19 protein-coding genes are annotated in these 13,832 nt (G+C 45.9%); 13 read left to right on the top strand and 6 right to left on the bottom strand.

From position 1 onward, the window contains the following. Positions 1-60: 60 nt before the first annotated feature. The 9 genes from tenA to cotO all read left to right on the top strand — a co-directional run bounded on the left by tenA (position 61) and on the right by cotO (position 7,173). A complete protein-coding gene (gene tenA, locus ACY3LV_RS12440; RefSeq protein ID WP_464863895.1) occupies positions 61-768 on the top strand; it encodes a thiaminase II in 708 nt (235 codons plus the stop codon). Then, positions 746-1,363 carry a thiazole tautomerase TenI gene (gene tenI, locus ACY3LV_RS12435; RefSeq protein ID WP_333560657.1) on the top strand — a complete coding sequence of 206 codons (618 nt, stop codon included), beginning with the start codon at positions 746-748 and terminating at the stop codon, positions 1,361-1,363. The genes tenA and tenI overlap by 23 nt, the downstream gene beginning before the upstream one ends. Then, positions 1,347-2,456 (top strand): glycine oxidase ThiO, encoded by a 1,110-nt coding sequence (thiO, locus tag ACY3LV_RS12430; RefSeq protein ID WP_464863894.1) that lies wholly within the window; start codon positions 1,347-1,349, stop codon positions 2,454-2,456. Before tenI ends, thiO begins: the two co-directional genes overlap by 17 nt. Further along, on the top strand, positions 2,456-2,656 hold the full coding sequence (gene thiS, locus ACY3LV_RS12425) for a sulfur carrier protein ThiS (RefSeq protein WP_072182824.1): 201 nt from the start codon (positions 2,456-2,458) through the stop codon (positions 2,654-2,656). The genes thiO and thiS overlap by 1 nt, the downstream gene beginning before the upstream one ends. Next, positions 2,653-3,423 (top strand): thiazole synthase, encoded by a 771-nt coding sequence (thiG, locus tag ACY3LV_RS12420; RefSeq protein WP_087993418.1) that lies wholly within the window; start codon positions 2,653-2,655, stop codon positions 3,421-3,423. Before thiS ends, thiG begins: the two co-directional genes overlap by 4 nt. Next, positions 3,420-4,430: a thiazole biosynthesis adenylyltransferase ThiF gene (gene thiF / locus ACY3LV_RS12415; RefSeq protein ID WP_333560655.1), complete on the top strand. Its 1,011-nt coding sequence runs from the start codon at positions 3,420-3,422 to the stop codon at positions 4,428-4,430. Before thiG ends, thiF begins: the two co-directional genes overlap by 4 nt. An 18-nt stretch (positions 4,431-4,448) precedes the next feature. Continuing rightward, a complete protein-coding gene (gene thiD / locus ACY3LV_RS12410) occupies positions 4,449-5,264 on the top strand; it encodes a bifunctional hydroxymethylpyrimidine kinase/phosphomethylpyrimidine kinase (protein ID WP_333560654.1) in 816 nt (271 codons plus the stop codon). Positions 5,265-5,399: 135 nt separating this feature from the next. Further along, positions 5,400-6,176: an enoyl-ACP reductase FabI gene (fabI, locus tag ACY3LV_RS12405; protein ID WP_289346907.1), complete on the top strand. Its 777-nt coding sequence runs from the start codon at positions 5,400-5,402 to the stop codon at positions 6,174-6,176. 301 nt (positions 6,177-6,477) lie between these two features. Further along, entirely contained in the window at positions 6,478-7,173 is a 696-nt protein-coding gene (cotO, locus tag ACY3LV_RS12400; protein WP_464863893.1) for a spore coat protein CotO, read from the top strand. A 90-nt stretch (positions 7,174-7,263) separates the two neighbouring features. On the opposite strand, the gene cotZ is transcribed toward cotO, so the two are convergent. The 5 genes from cotZ to ACY3LV_RS12375 all read right to left on the bottom strand — a co-directional run bounded on the left by cotZ (position 7,264) and on the right by ACY3LV_RS12375 (position 9,814). Next, the gene (gene cotZ / locus ACY3LV_RS12395) at positions 7,264-7,713 is read right to left on the bottom strand and encodes a spore coat protein CotZ (protein WP_087993413.1); all 450 of its coding nucleotides are present in this window, start codon (positions 7,711-7,713) and stop codon (positions 7,264-7,266) included. Between the two features lie 133 nt (positions 7,714-7,846). After that, complete coding sequence (gene cotY / locus ACY3LV_RS12390; protein ID WP_010329406.1) at positions 7,847-8,335, bottom strand: spore coat protein CotY; 489 nt, start codon at positions 8,333-8,335, stop codon at positions 7,847-7,849. 152 nt (positions 8,336-8,487) lie between these two features. Continuing rightward, the gene (locus tag ACY3LV_RS12385; protein WP_087993412.1) at positions 8,488-8,979 is read right to left on the bottom strand and encodes a spore coat protein; all 492 of its coding nucleotides are present in this window, start codon (positions 8,977-8,979) and stop codon (positions 8,488-8,490) included. Positions 8,980-9,066: 87 nt separating this feature from the next. Continuing rightward, the gene (locus tag ACY3LV_RS12380) at positions 9,067-9,387 is read right to left on the bottom strand and encodes a spore coat protein (protein WP_087993932.1); all 321 of its coding nucleotides are present in this window, start codon (positions 9,385-9,387) and stop codon (positions 9,067-9,069) included. Between the two features lie 40 nt (positions 9,388-9,427). After that, positions 9,428-9,814 carry a spore coat protein gene (locus tag ACY3LV_RS12375; protein ID WP_202328440.1) on the bottom strand — a complete coding sequence of 129 codons (387 nt, stop codon included), beginning with the start codon at positions 9,812-9,814 and terminating at the stop codon, positions 9,428-9,430. A gap of 154 nt (positions 9,815-9,968) precedes the next feature. On the opposite strand from ACY3LV_RS12375, the gene yjcA reads away from it, so the two are divergent. The 4 genes from yjcA to spoVIF all read left to right on the top strand — a co-directional run bounded on the left by yjcA (position 9,969) and on the right by spoVIF (position 11,443). Continuing rightward, positions 9,969-10,325, top strand: coding sequence for a sporulation protein YjcA (yjcA, locus tag ACY3LV_RS12370; protein WP_087993930.1), 357 nt, complete (start codon positions 9,969-9,971; stop codon positions 10,323-10,325). 279 nt (positions 10,326-10,604) lie between these two features. Then, positions 10,605-10,811 (top strand): hypothetical protein, encoded by a 207-nt coding sequence (locus ACY3LV_RS12365; RefSeq protein ID WP_087993929.1) that lies wholly within the window; start codon positions 10,605-10,607, stop codon positions 10,809-10,811. An 81-nt stretch (positions 10,812-10,892) separates the two neighbouring features. Next, complete coding sequence (locus tag ACY3LV_RS12360) at positions 10,893-11,051, top strand: YjcZ family sporulation protein (protein WP_202328439.1); 159 nt, start codon at positions 10,893-10,895, stop codon at positions 11,049-11,051. Between the two features lie 137 nt (positions 11,052-11,188). Further along, entirely contained in the window at positions 11,189-11,443 is a 255-nt protein-coding gene (spoVIF, locus tag ACY3LV_RS12355) for a sporulation-specific transcription regulator SpoVIF (RefSeq protein WP_019714009.1), read from the top strand. Between the two features lie 72 nt (positions 11,444-11,515). Here the strand turns inward: spoVIF and ACY3LV_RS12350 are convergent, their stop codons facing one another. Beyond that, positions 11,516-13,795: an ATP-dependent helicase gene (locus ACY3LV_RS12350; RefSeq protein ID WP_141113439.1), complete on the bottom strand. Its 2,280-nt coding sequence runs from the start codon at positions 13,793-13,795 to the stop codon at positions 11,516-11,518. Between the last annotated feature and the right edge of the window lie 37 nt (positions 13,796-13,832).

Below are 13,832 nucleotides of genomic sequence, written 5' to 3'. Positions count from 1 at the left end.
CAAACCACTTTTCCTTGCGGGAAAGTGGTTTTTTTATTTATCAGACAGGGGGAATGACGTGTGAAATTTTCAGAAGAATGCCGCAGTGCAGCCGCAGAATGGTGGGAAGGGAGCTTTGTCCATCCGTTCGTTCAGGGAATCGGTGACGGAACGCTTCCGATTGACCGTTTTAAATACTACGTGCTTCAGGATTCTTATTATTTAACGCATTTTGCCAAGGTGCAATCGTTCGGCGCCGCTTATGCGAAGGACCTTTATACAACGGGCCGGATGGCAAGCCACGCCCAAGGTACATATGAGGCGGAAATGGCGCTTCACCGCGAGTTTGCGGAGCTGCTGGACATCAGTGATGAAGAGCGTAAGGCCTTTAAGCCGTCTCCTACAGCATACTCTTATACATCCCATATGTACCGTTCGGTTTTGAGCGGAAATTTTGCTGAGATCTTAGCGGCCCTGCTGCCATGCTACTGGCTGTATTACGAGGTTGGCGAGAAATTACTGACATGTGATCCGGGGCATCCGATTTATCAGAAGTGGATCAGCACATACGGCGGTGACTGGTTCAGACAGCAGGTCGAAGAGCAAATCAATCGCTTTGATGAGCTGGCGGAAAACAGCACGGAGGAAGTGCGTGCCAAGATGAAAGAGAATTTTGTTATTTCAAGCTTTTATGAGTATCAATTTTGGGGAATGGCCTATCAAAAAGAAGGCTGGTCTAACCGCGGCATAAAAGAGGTGGAGGAATTTGGAGCTTCACGCCATAACTGATGACTGCAAGCCGGTTGAAACGTTAGCGAGAGTCATCATAGCGATTCAGAATGAAGTTGATTACATTCACATTCGAGAACGGTCTAAATCGGCGGCTGACATTTTGAAACTGCTTGAGCTTGTTTCTGAAGGCGGGGTAGATAAACGAAAATTGGTCATGAATGGGCGAGTGGATATTGCACTTTTTTCATCTATTCATCGCGTGCAGCTGCCGAGCAACAGCTTTTCACCGAAGCAGGTCAGAGCCAGATTTCCTCACCTTCATATCGGGCGGTCAGTGCATTCACTGGAGGAAGCCGTTCAAGCAGAAAAGGAAGATGCGGACTACGTATTGTTCGGCCATGTGTTTGAAACGGATTGCAAAAAGGGTCTTGAAGGCAGAGGCATGTCCTTGCTGTCAGAAATCAAACAGCGGATGTCCATCCCGATTATGGCCATCGGCGGCATGACACCAGACAGATTAAGAGACGTAAAACAAGCGGGAGCAGACGGCATCGCTGTCATGTCAGGAATTTTCTCTTCCGCTGACCCTTTGGAAGCTGCCAGACGATATTCCCGTAAGCTAAAGGAGATGCGCTATGAAAAGGCATTATGATGCAGTAGTCATTGGAGGCGGGATTATTGGTTCCGCGATTGCTTATCATTTAGCAAAGGAAAACAAAACAATCGCATTGTTTGAAAGCGGGACAATGGGCGGCAGAACAACAAGTGCCGCTGCCGGAATGCTTGGCGCCCATGCCGAGTGCGAGGAACGTGACGCGTTTTTTGACTTCGCCATGCACAGCCAGCGTCTGTACAAAGGTCTTGGAGAAGAGCTTTACCCATTATCTGGTATTGATATCAGTCGACATAACGGCGGTATGTTTAAGCTGGCGTTTTCTGAAGAAGACGTGCTGCGGCTGAGGAAGATGGATGATTTGGAATCAGTCAGCTGGCATACAAAAGAAGAAGTTTTAGAAAAAGAGCCGTATACGTCCGGTGACATTTTCGGGGCATCCTTTATTCAGGATGATGTGCATGTTGAGCCTTATTTCGTTTGCAAGGCATATGCGAAAGCAGCGAAAGCGCTTGGCGCGGAGATTTTTGAGCATACTCCCGTCATGCATGTCGAACGTGACGGTGAAGCGCTGTCCATCGAGACACCGAATGGTAACGTATGTGCGGATTATGTCGCGGTTGCCAGCGGGGTGTGGAGCGGAATGTTTTTTAAACAGCTCGGGCTGAACAACTCATTTTTCCCTGTAAAAGGGGAATGCCTGTCTGTTTGGAATGATGATATACCGCTGACAAAAACACTTTACCATGACCATTGCTATATCGTGCCGAGAAAAAGCGGCAGACTGGTTGTCGGCGCGACAATGAAGCCGGGTGACTGGAGTGAAATACCGGATCTTGGCGGACTGGAATCTGTTATGAAAAAAGCAAAAACGATGCTGCCGGCCATTCAGAATATGAAGGTGGATCGTTTTTGGGCAGGACTGCGGCCGGGAACAAAGGATGGGAAACCGTACATCGGCAGACACCCTGAGGACAGCCGTATTTTATTTGCTGCGGGCCATTTTAGAAATGGGATTCTGCTTGCTCCGGCAACGGGGGCTTTGATCAGTGATCTCATCATGAATATAGAGGTCAATCAAGACTGGCTGCACGCATTCCGAATTGATCGCAAGGAGGCGGTTCAGATATGATGCTACAGCTGAACGGTAAAGACGTGAAATGGGAAAAAGACACAGGTACAATTCAAGATCTGCTGGCGTCCTATCAGCTTGAAAATAAAATCGTTATCGTTGAAAGAAATAAAGAAATTATCGGCAAAGAACACTATCACGAGGTTGAGCTTTGTGATCGCGATGTCATTGAAATTGTCCATTTTGTAGGAGGCGGATGAGCATGTTAACTATTGGCGGGAAATCATTTCAATCAAGATTGCTGCTGGGTACGGGGAAATACCCATCGTTTGATATCCAAAAGGAAGCGGTGGCTGTTTCCGAGTCTGATATTTTAACATTTGCTGTGCGGAGAATGAACATTTTTGAAGCGTCTCAGCCTAATTTTCTGGAACAGCTTGATTTATCTAAATACACGCTTCTGCCGAATACAGCGGGCGCCGGGACCGCTGAAGAAGCGGTTCGGATTGCAAGGCTGGCGAAAGCGTCAGGGCTTTGTGACATGATTAAAGTCGAAGTCATCGGATGCAGCCGTTCCTTGCTGCCTGATCCTGTTGAAACATTAAAGGCGTCCGAACAGCTTCTTGAAGAAGGATTTATCGTGCTCCCGTACACGTCGGATGATGTTGTGCTGGCAAGAAAACTGGAGGAGCTTGGCGTTCACGCCATCATGCCGGGGGCATCTCCGATCGGATCTGGGCAAGGAATCTTAAATCCTTTGAATCTGTCATTTATTATTGAACAAGCGAAAGTGCCGGTTATCGTGGACGCCGGAATCGGATCGCCTAAAGACGCGGCATACGCAATGGAGCTTGGAGCTGACGGCGTACTCCTCAATACGGCTGTATCAGGCGCTAATGATCCTGTGAAAATGGCTCATGCCATGAAGCTCGCGGTGGAAGCAGGACGCCTTTCTTATGAGGCGGGACGTATTCCGCGGAAGCAGTACGGAACGGCAAGCAGTCCGGGAGAAGGTCTTCCTGTATGACGGACAGGTACTCCAGACAGGAGCTGTTTGCTCCGATCGGCCCAGCCGGCCAGAAGAAACTGAAAGAAGCGCGCGCCGTGATTATCGGCGCCGGCGCGCTTGGAACAGCCAGTGCAGAAATGCTGGTCAGAGCGGGTGTCGGCTCTGTGAAGATTGCCGACAGAGATTACGTTGAATGGAGCAACCTGCAGCGCCAGCAGCTGTATACAGAAGATGATGTCAAAAAAGAAATGCCGAAAGCGGCCGCTGCTGAGCATCGTCTCCGTTCAATTAACAGCGATGTTGATGTGACTGGCCTTGTGTTGGATGTGACAGCGGAAAATATCTTTGAGCTGATTAAGGGCGCTTCGATCATCGTGGATGCGGCTGATAATTTTGAAACCCGCCTGATCGTAAATGATGCTGCGGTCAAAGAAGGGATCCCTTTTCTTTACGGTGCCTGTGTAGGGAGCTACGGCCTCACCTTTACTGTAGTGCCGGGATCGACCCCCTGCCTGCATTGCTTGCTCGATACACTTCCGATTGGCGGAGCGACATGTGACACAGCCGGCATCATCAGTCCGGCTGTATTGCAGGTAGCGGTCTTTCAGGTGACAGACGCGCTGAAGCTGCTGACGGGAGAGAATTGCGAGCCAGTGCTGCGCTCCTTTGACCTATGGAAAAATGAGCGGTCAGAGGTGAAAGCGGCGGGTCTCAAACAGAACTCATGCCCAAGCTGCGGCACAAAGGATTTTCCGTTTTTGTCATATGAAAATCAAACAAAAGCGGCTGTATTGTGCGGCAGGAACACGGTGCAAATCAGATCATCCTTTACAAAAGAAACGGATCTTGAAGTGCTGGCGGGTCAACTGAAGCAAGCCGGGCTTGATGTAGCCGCGAACCCGTATTTAATTTCCTGCCGTTCGGCTGATATGAAAATGGTGCTGTTCCGGGACGGCAGAGCATTGATCCATGGAACGAATGATATTGCCCGGGCAAAATCCATTTATCATAAATGGATCGGGTAATCAAAGGAGTGTAGTGTAATGGGTATATATAAAGCATTGACAATCGCCGGCTCTGATTCAGGCGGCGGCGCAGGGATACAGGCAGATATTAAAACCTTTCAAGAGCTCGATGTGTTCGGAATGTCTGCGCTTACGGCGGTAACCGCTCAAAATACGCTGGGCGTCCATGGAGTGTATCCGCTGACTGTAGAGGCGCTTAGACAGCAAATTGACGCTGTTGCCGAGGATTTGAGACCGGACGCCATAAAAACGGGAATGCTCTGGAATTCTGAAATGATTGAAGAAGTGGCGAGAAAAATTGACGAGTACGGGTTTAACCGTGTGATTGTTGATCCGGTTATGATCGCAAAGGGCGGTGCATCCTTGCTGCGTGATGAATCAGTTGCCGCCTTAAAAGAGCTGCTTATTCCGAGAAGCTACACGATTACGCCGAATGTGCCGGAAGCAGAAACGCTGACCGGAATGACAATCCGCTCGCTGGATGACCGAAAAAAAGCAGCGGAGCAGCTCGTAAAGATGGGTGCGCAGCATGTGGTGATCAAAGGCGGGCACCAGCCTGAAGACAATCACATTACTGACCTTCTTTTCGATGGGAGCATGTTTATGCAAATCAGCCATCCCTATATCGATACGAAACATACGCATGGCACAGGATGCACCTTTGCAGCGGCATTAACAGCTCAAACCGCTAAAGGTGACAGTATCCATCAGGCATTCGAGATAGCGGCCAACTTTGTCCGCGAAGCGGTGGAAAATACGCTTGGCATCGGATCGGGCCACGGGCCGACAAACCATTTCGCTTTTAAACGAAACAGCTTAAAAACAAGCCGATGAGATCACCAGCTGATGGTGGTCTCTTTCACGTTTGTCGGTGTCTGCGCTTTTCATCTGGACAAGGTTATGATATGATATCAATTAAGATCAGGTACTAATACTATGTCTTTATTAAATATAGGAGGCTTTATACATATGAATTTTTCACTTGAAGGCCGCAACATTGTAGTGATGGGGGTTGCCAACAAACGCAGTATCGCATGGGGAATTGCGCGCTCCTTACATGAAGCGGGGGCACGTTTGATTTTCACATACGCAGGAGAACGTCTGGAGAAATCGGTTCAAGAGCTTGCCGGAACGTTAGAACGCAATGATTCCATTATTCTTCCGTGCGACGTCACCAACGACGCGGAGATCGAAACTTGCTTCGCAAGCATCAAGGAGCAGGTCGGTGTGATCCACGGTATCGCGCATTGTATCGCGTTTGCCAACAAAGAAGAGCTTGTCGGCGAATACTTAAACACAAATCGTGACGGTTTCCTTTTAGCTCATAACATCAGCTCATACTCTCTGACAGCTGTTGTCAAAGCGGCACGTCCGATCATGACTGAAGGCGGAAGCATTGTCACTTTGACTTACCTTGGCGGAGAGCTTGTGATGCCAAACTACAATGTCATGGGTGTAGCGAAAGCTTCTCTTGATGCAAGTGTGAAATACTTAGCTTCCGACTTAGGAAAAGAAAATATCCGCGTTAACAGCATTTCTGCAGGCCCGATCAGAACATTATCTGCTAAAGGCATCAGCGATTTCAATTCTATCTTAAAAGACATCGAAGAGCGTGCGCCGCTTCGCCGCACGACAACACCTGAAGAAGTGGGCGATACAGCTGCGTTCTTATTCAGCGATATGTCCCGAGGCATTACAGGTGAAAATCTTCACGTTGATTCAGGTTTCCATATCACTGCCCGCTAAGCAGGACCTATGTCAAGCAATCCCGAACAGGGATTGCTTCAGCGTGTCGACAAACCCTCGCATTCGTTGTCAGTCCTGCGCGTTGGTGCTCACGAATTATAACATTCGCTCCGCTCCAATGCTCGTCCTTCCTAGACTTCAAGGGTTTTCAATCACGCTGAAAAGATGACAAAATCCTAAAACGAAAACCGTTTTAGGACTTTGTCTACAATCTGAAGCAATCCCGAACAGGGATTGCTTTTTTATTTCTTCTGATTTTCAGCTTTCTGTCATATAGATAGAACATGACACAATCGGAGGGATGAAGATGTCTAATAAGAAAAGAAACGCGGATAAAAAACCGCTCATGTATATTGTTCAGCCGGATTATGCAGAAACAACAAGGTCATCCATGCAGGAGATTGTTATTAAAAAAAAGACCAACAAACCCGCTCCGCCCAAAGCAGAGGAAAAGCCTGCCTACCATGAGAAACAGCAGGAGGAAGCCGTGGCAATGGATGTCCAGCAAGCAGACGATAAGCCTGCCGCTGAGCCAGTGAGCCAGCAAATAGAAGAGGTGAGAGAGCCAGAGAATACAAAGAAGCAGCAGGAACAGGAAGCAGAGCTGCAAGCCGTTGAAGAAACCGTCGAAGAAACCATCGAACACGAGCCTCCGAAAGCGGAAAAAAAGGAAGAGCCTGCACTTAAGGCGCATAAACCTGAAAAAGAACCGGAAGCTGTCCATAATGCCGCTAAAGCGGAGGAAAAAGCACCGCCGGCAAGAAAAGTGAAAAAACCGATGAGCAAGATGACGATCCACGAAAAAATTGATTTTTTAACAAAGCTGCCTCATAACATGCCGAGAGCGCTTTGTTTGATTGAAGCCAATGGAAGAACATACAGAGGCGTGATTGTCGGCAGAAGAAACGATTCCGTCCTGCTCCGCACGACCGGAAACGGCGCACCGACTGAACTGGCGATTGATGAAATCACCTCCTTGCACCCGCTCGGTTTTTAATGGAAATGAAAAAGCTGCCCGGCAGATGTTCCCGGCAGCTTATTTTCATAGAGAAAAGCCTGCAGGCCTGCAAGCTTTTCCGCCTTATCATTAATGATGATGATGCGTGCGATTGATTAACCGAGGATTTAAGCAGTTGATTGCGCAGAAGCAGTCTAAGTCCACTTCAATACAGTAGTTTGTTTTTTCCAGTCGAAACGCTTCACAAACCGTATCTTTATCGGTGAAGTCCAAAATGTGCTTGTGTTCGTCAAATGCGATTAATAATGACAGTGTCGCACAGCTGCCATGAACTTTTTCCACTCTGAAAAATACAGTATTAAAGCAAGGTCCGTTTTCCAGTTCGCCAACATTGCCGAAAGCGACCAGAGGATTTGATTTTGATGTAAACAGCACGAAAGGCACTGTATCGCCTAGCGAATGAGTTGGTGACAAAAGCTTTGAATGGCAGCTAGTCGGGCAGTCCTCTTCAACAGCGTTTTGCAGATCTTCAATATTTTCTACAGCTTCACGCACGCAGCTTGATGTTTTCTGGCTCATATTATTATCCCTCCTGCCTTATAAATTTCTTGAGACTGGCGAAATGATGGAGAGTCAGCTGCCTCACGCCGGAAGCAGCTGAATAATTTGCACCTGTAATAGAGTTTGGAAGGGGATTCCTCTTTACAAGTGTTTATCCATTGTGATGATGCTTTTTATCTCTGTTAGGGGATGTTCTGTCAACCAGCTCTGGCGACAGGCACTGAATGGCGCAGAAGCATCCGAGATCCACTTCAATGCAAAAATCTGTTTTTTCAAGCCCGAAGAAATCCGGGTCGCAAGGGTGGCAAACGCTTAAGGTATCGCCTTTGACATCCACCGGGCGTAAAATAGACAGTGTTGCGCAGCAATCGCATAATTTTTCAACGCGGAAGAAAATGGACTCAAAGCATTGCATATCATCCACAAATCCCCCCACGTTTCCGAATGTGGAGAACAATCCGCCTTTTTTATCAAACAAGAGAAACGGAATTGTGTCTTTACCTGCAATCGTCGGATTCAAAAGGTTTGTATAGCAGCCAGTAGGACACTGTTCCTCAACTGCCTCCTGCTCTGCTAAAATCTTTTCCACTGCATCGCATACACAGTTCTCATGCCGGCCATGGGTTTTTCCGCAGCTCATTGATTTCAGCTCCTTCTTTATAGGGTATTTGACTTTAGTCCTTAACAACATATGTACTGGTGCCCCACTTGGTGTGGGTGAACGTCTATATATTCATCATATGCTTGGAAAATAAGAAAAAGCAGAGCGTTTTTTAGCTCTGCTTTTAGAGATCAGATGAGAATCAAAACTCCGAAAATTGCTACAAGGGCATTGATTAAGACTGTAACGAGGGTCGCAGCATCTTGATCGAGTGTAGTAACGTTTACGCAGCGTGAGTTGTCGATAAGAATCTTTTGACGGTTCAATTGTTTACTTTCTGTAAGCTGTAATAAATCTTGAGCAACCAGTTCAGCAAGCGTCTCATCTGTAATAACTGCCAATGTAACGATGACAACTAAGGCATTGATAGAAACAAATACTGAAGTTAATGCTTGTTGATCAACTGATTGAACATTAACATCGCAAGAGTCTCTAATCACAATCATTTCTTCAGAGATTTGTCTGTTGAGGTGAGCTTGAATAACATCTTGATCTACAAAGGCGTCATTAAAACCGAAGCCTTTTAAGTTACAGCAACCATCGCATTTTTTCTCTTCTTTTATTTCTCTTGGGTGATCACAGTCTGGATCTAATGCTACCCATGAATATGGTCTGCTTTCCATTTTTATTCCTCCTTTTCTTTTACTTTTATTAAATGAAAGATAGATTCATTTTGATTGGGGCATTCATCTTGGTTCATATCACTATTTTTATTGTTCTTTTTTATTTTGGCGTTTCTGCTTTAGTTGCTGAATTAATTGTTCTCTGCGGGTATTTTGTTTTTCGGTTCTTTGGTTCGTTTTTTCTGTAACTGTTTTATTTTTATTTTGATTATCTGCTAAAGCCTGTGCTTTTTCTTTAACATCGTTGAGCATTTTCAAGAACATTTCTTTTTCTTCATCCGATAATTTCTTCATTTTATCTTTTGTAACACCATGCTTTTTCAGAACATTGTCTACAAGCATTTTAGTCATTGGATCCATCGCTGGAAGTTTTGAAAGTTCTTCTTTCAGTTTTTCATTATCTGACATTTGTTTTCACCTCGTTTTGTAGTTTGTGAAAAAGAAAGAGTTAAAGGATGCCGGATGCAATGAGAAAAGTGTCGATTACCTGAGTTAACATTTGAATAAAGGTTATTGTTTGATCTGAAAGAAGAGTGACTCTGATATTTCGGCTGTTTATGATTTTTATTGTTGTTCTTTTTTTGATTTGACTTTTGTCAAGAATGAGTAATTCGCTTGCGATTGTATCAGCCAAGTCTTCATCGGTGACGACAAGTTGTATAGCCAAAAAGAGCATTGCCGATAGTGTCGCTTGTATAGAAAGGGCGGATGTAAGATGCGTCGTATCAATGATTATATTTTCGCAATCAATGATTTCAATCTGCTGAATAAATTCATTTGTCAATTGCTCATATATTGCAGGTTGTAGGGAGGCAACTTTTTCATCAATCGACATAACCTTCACTCCTTTCTTATCCATACTTTATATAATGCAAAAAGGGTACAGAGCGGAATAAGAAAAATAACCAAATTTCATGGGGACAAGATGCAACTCATGAAGTATAGGGTTTTTGCATATATGTAAAGGGGATGTTGAAAGGAGTGAACAAGTGGTTATCAATGGGCTGACAATTGTTCTTCTTTCGCTTGCGGTTTTCCGGCTCGCTCGGCTGCTGGTGTTTGATACGATTATGGCGCCGCTTCGCAGCCTGTTTCATGAAGAGAAGGAAGAAAAGGATGCGGACGGGAACATTGAAACGTATATCGTGATTAAGGGAACGGGGGTAAGGGCGTTTATTGGTGAATTGCTGAGCTGCTATTGGTGTACAGGCGTGTGGTGCGCCGGCTTTTTGATTTTATGCCAGGCCTTGCTCCCTCAAGCGGCGCAGTGGCTGATTTTACTATTGGCGATAGCCGGTCTTGCCGGCATTATAGAAACACTCGTATCAAAATGGCTGCAAGAATGAGGCGCTATCACCAGCAACTTTCTGCCAGAATACGCATAAAGTAGCATATATGACATAAGGAAAGGAAGGGAACTAAATGAATCAATTCAATAAACCTTCCCAAAAAACTCCATATACAGATTCATCATATCAATCAAAAAAGATCAAAAAGAAAGGCTGCGGGTGCGGAAATAAAAAGAAAAAGCCTCAATAGCCTGACAACGAAACCGGAGATCTCCGGTTTTTGTTTTTTTAACGGAGCGGTCTCGCTCAGCATATATCATGAGTGGGGGGATACCAATGGATGAGTTCGAAAAATGGATAGACAGAAGATATGAACCTCACGAACAAAAGAAAAAAGAACATGAAGATATCATGAGCAGCATCGGAAAAGACTTGGAAGCATTTGATGAAGCCGGTGTGGCGTTTGAAGAGGAGATTGAAGAGCTTGCTGAAAAAACGGAATCGTTACTTCAAAAAAATCAGGCTCAGTATGATCCATCGTAAATCCGCAAACGCCCTATGCGAATATCCAAGCCGAATCAAATGGCTCACATAGTGTATAGAGAGTAAAGGAGGTGCTTATCTATGGGCTTTGGATACGGATTCGGAGGCGGCTACGGCGGCTGTGGCGGCTATAGCGGCGGTTATGCCGGTGGTTACGGCGGCGGCTATGGTTCAACATTTGTTCTTTTAGTCGTATTGTTCATTCTCCTAATCATTGTAGGTGCATCTTATTTCTGCTAAAACTTTAGAGGAAGTGCGGGAAATCCGCGCTTCCTTGCAGTCTGAAAACCATTCGAGGAAACAAATGTAATAAGATAGGCACATCACTCATTAGTGTTCATATAATACCGTATTACTCCGCCAAAAGGAGGCGCATTATGGATAATCAATTTTTTAAGAACATCGAAAAGAAAACAGGCGTCAATATGCAGGATGTTATGAATCTTGCCGGCTCTCTTCAAAACGCCAATTTTAAAGACGAAAACACAGTACGCAGTGTTATTAGCCGCGTAGCACAGCTGGCAAACAGACGCGTGCCGAAAGAATTAGAGGATAAAATTGTCCAGTCCATTACAAGCGGTAAAGAAAAGCTTGATTTTGGGACGATTTCTAAAATGCTGGATAATAAATAATCGGATGGCCTAGCTGACTTTTGACAGCGGGCCTTTTTTACAGAAAAGACCCGGCAGTGATCTGCCGGGCTGTTAGCTATGCAAGGGCTGTCTTACTTGCCGTAATAAGGGATACAAAAATCTTGAACCGTGGGCCGTTTTGCCGCGCCTGTTGGCGGGACAAGACAAATATAAGTGCTGTTTGGCCCGGGTCATGGCTACATACAAAAGGCGTCTTTCTTCCTCGAGGGGAGCTTCATCGCCTTTTCTCGCTGTTTCTAATGAGAAATCGTGCGGTATCGAGCCGTCTACCGCGCCTAACACGTAAACGGTTTTGAATTCAAGGCCTTTTGAGCGGTGAATGGTCATCAGCTGAACACCGTTTTCATCCGTTTTGTTTTTCTCAGCGGCCCTCATATGGTCTACGTGGGCGAGAAAGTCAGGAATTGATTTGAATTTTTTGGCGACGACCTTGATGTCACGCAGGTCATCGGAGCCTTTTTCCAGTTTGTTGCCTTCATTTCCCCGTTTTTTTAAATACTCGGAGAAGCCCATTTTTCCTTCGGCGAAGGTGATCGCTTCCACCGGCTTCATCGTGCGGATGCTTGCAAAAAGTGGCACGATCTTCTTGATTTTATTGAGCTGGAACGGCTTCAGATCAGGCAGTTTGGCCAGCGCTTTAATCATTGAACAGTCCTCGGTAATCGAGAGCGCCTTCAGCGTGTTCAAAGCGGACTGCTTTAAGAACAAGGCGGGCAGCAAGTGCTTAATCGCCTCAGTATCATCCTCATTTTGGCTGGCGTACAAGTATGCGAGAATCTGGCGGACAATCCGTCTGCTGTAAAACGATTGGACGCCGCGGTCAGCTGTATACGGAATTGACGAATGATGAAGCCTTTCGTATATGGCGCGGCCTCCGCTGTTTGTGCGGTAGAGAACCGCAAAGTCTTCAGGATTTGCCCCGTTTTGAATTTTTTCTTTGATATCGGAAACGACCATTGTGGCCTCTTCCTCTTCGTCATAAGGATAAAACAGCATAGGGACCTGGACGTCATCACGCGCCGCTTCAAGCATTTTGGCATACCTGTTTTTGTTCTTTTTCACCACGATATCAGCGCTGGAGACGATCGGGTGCGTGGACCTGTAGTTCGCGGTTAAATAAATCGTCTTCGCTCCGGGATAATCCTTCTGAAAATCAAGAATAAAAGATGGATTGCTTCCGCGAAACGCGTAGATGGACTGATCGTCGTCCCCGACACAGCACAGGTTTTGTTCCGGGCTTGCCAGCATTTGCATGATTTTATATTGAACGGGGTTAATGTCCTGAAACTCATCAATCAATATATAAGTAAACCGGGATTGATACTGTTCCAGAAGGCCCGGCCGATCGATAAACAATTCGTAGCAGGCAGAAGCCATGTCATCAAAATCAAATTGGTTGTGTTCTTTTTTCTGGCGTTCATAATGTTCATATAATCGATAGACTTGTTTTTCCCACTCATCTTGCAAAGGGATGCGTTCGTTCGGCACATATGTGTTTTTCCAAAAACCGATTTGCTGCAAGGCCTGATCTACGGGGAACTCTTTTTCATCTATCCCTTCTTCATAGAGTGCTTTTTTGATATATTGTTCCCGCTGCCACTCCATTTTCAGCAAATGCTCGCCGTTCCATTTAGCAGGATCATCGTGATATAAGATTTTATAAAATAAGCTGTGGAATGTTCCGGTGACAAGTCTTCTGACTTTTGCCGGCTGTAATCCGTACTGCTTTGCCATCCGCTCTTTCATTTCGGCGACAGCTTTTGTCGTAAAGGTGACAAGCAGCATGTTTTCCGGCGGTATGCCTAAGTGTTCGATCATGTGGGCGGCACGAGCCGTCAGCACGCGTGTTTTTCCGCTTCCCGCACCTGCAAGCACAAGCAGCGGGCCTTCCGTTTCCGTGACAGCTTTCAGCTGATCCGTGTTCAAGCCGACAGACGGGAAAAGGCTCGTATCAGGTTCTATTGTTTTTTGCACAAATGGTGTTTTGGGTTTAATGCTTCTCGGCCGCTGCCATTCCGTGACAGCAAGAGACGAGTCAGCAGCAATTGCTTTTCCCTTGGGCAAACGAAAGACACCGGATTCCTGATACTCTTCTTTTTTCTCCTCTTTAGCGGGCTTCGTTTCGCAGGCCTCCTCACATGCTGGAAAGTGGCCTGGCTGGCGGTGGATAAACTCCGGCGGATCAGCGATGTTGAGCCTTAACAAAACGGGTTTTCCGCAATGAGAACAAAATAAATGTCCTTTTATTCCTTCTTCAAAGAGGAATTGATAATGTTCTCTCGAATATGTATGTAAATGTATCGTTCGATCATTCAGTCGGGCGCATTTCAAAAAGGGGTCCTCCCAATCAAAAAAAGGTGTTCATTAC

The sequence above is a fragment of the Bacillus sp. 11C genome (assembly GCF_055486375.1).
The sequence above is the reverse complement of the archived record's forward strand: the minus strand, read 5'-3'. Positions and strand labels throughout refer to the sequence as shown.